At 63.2% G+C, this 4180-nt stretch carries 3 protein-coding genes and 1 pseudogene; 2 read left to right on the top strand and 2 right to left on the bottom strand.

The genetic code is table 11. The features are described 5' to 3' along the window. The first annotated feature begins 5 nt into the window (after positions 1-5). Complete coding sequence (locus tag EN925_RS25655; protein ID WP_128337022.1) at positions 6-2114, top strand: molybdopterin oxidoreductase family protein; 2109 nt, start codon at positions 6-8, stop codon at positions 2112-2114. A 26-nt stretch (positions 2115-2140) separates the two neighbouring features. Here the strand turns inward: EN925_RS25655 and EN925_RS25650 are convergent, their stop codons facing one another. Both EN925_RS25650 and EN925_RS25645 read right to left on the bottom strand, forming a co-directional pair. Beyond that, on the bottom strand, positions 2141-3283 hold the full coding sequence (locus tag EN925_RS25650; protein ID WP_127366037.1) for an NAD(P)/FAD-dependent oxidoreductase: 1143 nt from the start codon (positions 3281-3283) through the stop codon (positions 2141-2143). Between the two features lie 81 nt (positions 3284-3364). Then, positions 3365-3874, bottom strand: coding sequence for an Lrp/AsnC family transcriptional regulator (locus EN925_RS25645; RefSeq protein ID WP_164754774.1), 510 nt, complete (start codon positions 3872-3874; stop codon positions 3365-3367). 72 nt (positions 3875-3946) lie between these two features. Between EN925_RS25645 and EN925_RS25640 the strand changes: the two are divergent. Beyond that, positions 3947-4180 (top strand): annotated as a pseudogene (locus EN925_RS25640) (diaminopropionate ammonia-lyase); the annotation flags it as partial.

Raw genomic sequence — 4180 nt, 5'->3', positions numbered from 1 at the left:
GCCGCATGAACCAGCGCGCCAAGCTCAGAATCGGCCATTCCGCCTGTCCGCATGATTGCCCGTCGACCTGTGCGCTCGAGGTCGAACTGCTCGACGGCAATCGGATCGGCCGCGTCCATGGCGCCAAGTCCAACAGCTACACCGCCGGCGTCGTCTGCGCCAAGGTTGCGCGTTATGCCGACCGCGTCCACCATCCCGACCGTTTGCTGAAGCCGCTGATCCGCGCCGGCGCTAAGGGCGACGGCGCCTGGAAGGAAGCGAGTTGGGAGGCCGCGCTCGACCTCGTCGCCGAAAAGTTCATTGCGGCCGAGGAGAGGTACGGCTCGGAGACGATCTGGCCCTACTACTATGCCGGCACGATGGGGCTGGTGCAGCGCGACGGCATCGACCGGCTGCGCCACGCGAAAAAGTATTCCGGCTTCTTCGGGTCAATCTGCACCAATCTCGCCTGGACGGGCTGGATGATGGGGGCCGGCGCCTTGCGCGGGCCGGACCCGCGCGAGATGGCGAAATCCGATTGCGTGGTGATCTGGGGCACCAATGCGGTGGTGACCCAAGTCAACGTCATGACCCACGCCATCAAGGCGCGCAAGGAGCGCGGCGCCAAGATCGTCGTCATCGACGTCTACGAAAACGCGACGATGAAGCAGGCCGATCTCGGCCTGGTGCTGAAGCCGGGCACCGACGGCGCGCTGGCCTGCGCGGTCATGCATGTGCTGTTCAAGGAGGGCATGGCCGACCGCGCCTATCTCTCGAAATACACCGACGACCCGAGAGGGCTGGAAGCGCATCTCGAGACGCACACGCCGGCGTGGGCGGCCGGGATCACGGGCCTGACGGTTGCCGAGATCGAGGCCTTCGCCCGCCTCGTCGGCACGACCAAGAAGACCTATTTCCGCCTCGGCTATGGTTTTGCACGCCAGCGCAATGGCGCCGTCAACATGCATGCCGCCTCGTGCATCGCGGCTGTCACCGGCAGCTGGCAATATGAGGGCGGCGGCGCCTTCCATTCCAATTCCGGCATCTTCAAGCTCAACCAGGATGTGCTCGAAGGCACCAAGATGCGCGATCCCTCGATCCGCTATCTCGACCATTCGCGCATCGGCCCGGTGCTGACCGGTGCCAGCGATGCGCTCTATGGTGGCCCGCCGGTGACGGCGATGCTGATCCAGAACACCAATCCGGTGAATGTCGCGCCGGAGCAGCGGCTGGTGACGCAAGGCTTCCTGCGCGACGACCTGTTCACTTGCGTGCACGAGCAGTTCATGACCGACACGGCCAAGCTTGCCGACATCGTATTGCCGGCCACGATGTTCCTCGAGCACGACGATGTCTACAAGGGCGGCGGCAACCAGCACATCACGCTTGGCCCCAAGCTGATCGAGCCGCCGGAGGGACCGCGCACCAACCATTTCGTCATCGAGCAATTGGCTGATCGCCTCGGTGTCGCCGACCGTCCGGGTTTCGGCCTGACCGAGCAGCAGCATATCGACATCATCCTGGGCAAGCGCGGGCTGGGCAGTTTCGAAAGCTTGAAGCAAGACAAATGGGTCGACCTGCAGCCGGATTTCGAGGCAGCACACTTCATCAACGGATTTGGCCACGCGGATGGAAAATTCCGCTTCCGCGCCGACTGGACCGGGCAGGCGGCGCCCAACCGGCCGCCCAAAAGCATGGGCCTGTTCGGCCCGGTGGCGCGGCTGCCGGAATTCCCCGACCATGTCGACCTGATCGAGGTCGCCGACGAAGCCCACCCGTTCCGGCTGACGACGTCGCCGGCGCGCAACTTCCTCAATTCGACATTCTCGGAAACACCGGTGTCGAAAGCCAGGGAGGGCCGCCCGGAACTGCTTCTACATCCCGACGATGCCGCGGCACTTGGGCTGGCCGATGGCGACCGTGTCGAGGTCGGCAACCAGCGCGGCGAAGTCGTGCTGCATGCAAAACTGTTCGACGGCATCAAGCGTGGCGTGGTGATCGCCGAAGGCATCTGGCCAAACAGCGCCCATGAGCGCGGCGAGGGCATCAACGTTTTGACCGGCGCCGACGCGCCTGCACCCTATGGGGGTGCTGCCTTCCACGACAACAAGGTCTGGCTGCGCGCGGCAAGGTGAGAGAACTCAGTTGCTCTCGCGTCAAATTATACCGGCAGGGCTTCGGCCACCTTCTTTCGGTTTCGCCTAAGACTGATGTCGTCGGCGATCTGCTCGGCCTCGATCGAGATTTCGCGCAGCAATCCGGTGACCGGACTGTGAAAGCCGATGAGATAGAGGCCAAGCTCTGAAGCCCTCGCATTGACGCCGCTGCGCTCTGGCTGAACGCCGGGCTCCAGCAATTTGGCGTAGCCGGGCCGGAAGCCGGTGGCGAAGATGATCGCATCGAACTCGCCATGCCTGCCGTCGGCAAAACGGGCGCCCTGTTCGGTGATCTCGGCAATGTCGGGTACGATCTTGATCGCACCTTCGCGGATCTTGCTCACCGTGCCGATATCGATCGTCGGAATGCGGGACGCCTCGCTGATCTGCTGCAGCATTCCTTGCTTGGGCCGCTTGAGCCCGTACTTCTCCAGCCTGCCCAACGCCAGATCGAGGATGATGGGGAACAAGGCATCGTTGATGCGCTGCGGCATCAGGCGCGCCGCCATGCCGATCATCTGGATGGGCACGCCAAGCAGTTCGCGCGGTACGATATGAACGCCGCCGCGCACCGAAATCGTCGGCCGCGCACCGCCTTCCACCAGATCGAGCGCAATCTCGGCGCCGGTATTGCCCATGCCGACGATCAGCACCGGCTGACCGGCGAAAGGCATTGCGTTGCGATAGTCGGCGCTATGCAGCTTTCGGCCCTTGAAGGTATCGGCGCCGGCAAATCCGGGCATCAGCGGCTCTGCGTTGTTGCCAGATGCAATCACAACGTTTGAAGCATGCAAGGGGCCGGTCGTCGTATCCACGAGCCAGCTTCTGCCCCGCCGGGTGATCGCCCGCACTGTTTCTCCAAATCGCGGCCGCAGATCGAAACGTTGCGCATAGGCATCGAGATAGTCGACGAAGAGATCGCGCGGCACATAACGCGGATAGTCCCTGGGGAAGGGCGCGAAGGGCAGCGAGGAAAAGCGCTTGGCCGTGTGCAAATGGACGCGCTCATAGTGGCGTCGCCAGGCGGGTGCGGCCTGCTGCTCCTTTTCCAGCAGGACGAAATCCGGCCCGCTCTGCCGCAGGCACGCGGCAATGGCCAGGCCCGCCGGCCCGGCACCGATGATCGCAACTGGGGTGGTGTCGTCCAAGCGCGCCTCCGCGGCAGAATTCACAGCCCGAGAATGTCAAAAACATGGTGGGAAAGTAAAGGCCTGCCGCGCGACAAATATTTAGACAGGCAAAGGCACCGTCAACCCTACCTTGACCCGGTCCATGGCAACGAACGTGCGGAATTTTCGGACATTGTTGCTGTCGAAGAACAGTTTTCGCGTCAGCGCCTCATAGGCGCCCATGTCGGCCACTGTGATGACCAGGATGAAGTCGGCCTCGCCGGTGACGTAATAGCATTGCTGGACCTCGGGGGTCGCCGAGAACTGCCGCTTGGCCGCGTCGATCAGTTCGGCGCGTTCGCTCTCGAGTTCCACCTCGACGAAGATGGTGATGGGGTGGCCGACCGCTGCCGGCTCGACGACAGCGACATTGCCGGCAATGACGCCGGTCTGCTCCATGCGCTTGATGCGGCGCTGCACCGCCGGCGCCGACAGGTTCACCGCCTCGCCGATCAACCGCTGCGGCGTCGTGTTGTCGCGCTGCAGGATGGCAAGGATGGCGAGATCGAAACTATCGAGCGAGGACGGCAATGCAGGCAATGGAATATCCCGGACGAAACAAACTTGCATTTAAGAGACCATATTACAGCGCTCTTTGCGTCGCTCCTGCAATATGTTCTCGCTGACCAACGGGACCGGCCAATGTTCCTGCTCAACCGCAACGCATCGCACCGCCGGCCGCTCGATCCGATCGATGCCGAAACCCTTGGCGTGGCCGGAGCCGACACAGTCGAGCGTTTTCTCAGCCACCGCGACAATCACCGGATGACGCCGCTGCATGCACTGCCGGCGCTCGCCAGCGAATTCGGACTGGGCGCCATCCATATCAAGGATGAAGGCTTTCGCCTCGGCCTCGGCAGCTTCAAGGCGCTTGGC

Source organism: Mesorhizobium sp. M7A.F.Ca.US.006.04.2.1 (assembly GCF_004022915.1).
Taxonomy (GTDB): domain Bacteria; phylum Pseudomonadota; class Alphaproteobacteria; order Rhizobiales; family Rhizobiaceae; genus Mesorhizobium; species Mesorhizobium ciceri.
The sequence above is the reverse complement of the archived record's forward strand: the minus strand, read 5'-3'. Positions and strand labels throughout refer to the sequence as shown.

Bases quoted from the DNA above. Each gene is read 5' to 3' on its own strand.
- EN925_RS25655 (WP_128337022.1), top strand. From the start codon at position 6: ATGAACCAGCGCGCCAAGCTCAGAATCGGCCATTCCGCCTGTCCGCAT.
- EN925_RS25645 (WP_164754774.1), bottom strand. From the start codon at position 3,874: ATGCAAGTTTGTTTCGTCCGGGATATTCCATTGCCTGCATTGCCGTCC.